Origin of the sequence: Alishewanella maricola (assembly GCF_016343785.1) — a bacterium.
Lineage (GTDB): Bacteria > Pseudomonadota > Gammaproteobacteria > Enterobacterales > Alteromonadaceae > Alishewanella > Alishewanella maricola.
In genome coordinates this window covers 1-594 of record NZ_JAEINI020000049.1, presented here as the reverse complement: position 1 = coordinate 594, position 594 = coordinate 1, and the positions used below count along the sequence as shown (strand labels likewise).

At 40.9% G+C, this 594-nt stretch carries 1 protein-coding gene; it reads left to right on the top strand.

Annotated elements, in window-relative coordinates; genetic code table 11:
• The first annotated feature begins 11 nt into the window (after window positions 1–11).
• A complete protein-coding gene (locus JAO78_RS16670; RefSeq protein WP_226752487.1) occupies window positions 12–500 on the top strand; it encodes a hypothetical protein in 489 nt (162 codons plus the stop codon).
• The last annotated feature ends 94 nt before the right edge of the window (window positions 501–594 follow it).

Here is a 594-nt window from a genome sequence, read left to right as displayed (position 1 = left end):
GTTAGGTACTTATGAATATTCCTAAAGTTGATACTTGGTTTTTCGAAAAGCTAGAATTTTTATACCCAGACGTACTTAGTATTAAGTTAGTTGAAGGGGTGAAGTCAGGCGAGCCAGAGATGGTTTTATCTGACACTGACAACCCAATTGGGCCTTACTTCCCTGTCAACGTAGTGAAGCAAAGTCAATGTCTAAGGATTATTTTTAACGAAGTTATTTCATTCCATGTTATTGACGAGTCGTATTCCTCTCCAAAAGAGAAACTAGACATTGTTAAAGAAATCGGCCCCGTAAGAAAGTGCAATAATCTCGATTATAAAAAGTATGTGCAGTCAGATAGCATAGTTGAACAAACTGGGCCACAGGAATTCTCTGGGTATTATATCTGGACAGAAGATCAAACACTGTTTGTCTTAGCAACTCTTGACCCTGAAGTTTTAATTAGTGATGAGAAACCTGATACTGAACTGGAGCGAAGCAAAACATATTTTAGTAAGTGAGCGTACCTAACAAGTTGCTTAATTTCGTTCCGGCCACAAACGGCGTGGCCTCCACGGGACTGCCTACGCTGCGCTGCGGCAGCCCATTAGCAAG

Excerpts from the sequence above, each read along its gene's own strand:
- JAO78_RS16670 (WP_226752487.1), top strand. The coding sequence starts at position 12 with ATGAATATTCCTAAAGTTGATACTTGGTTTTTCGAAAAGCTAGAATTT.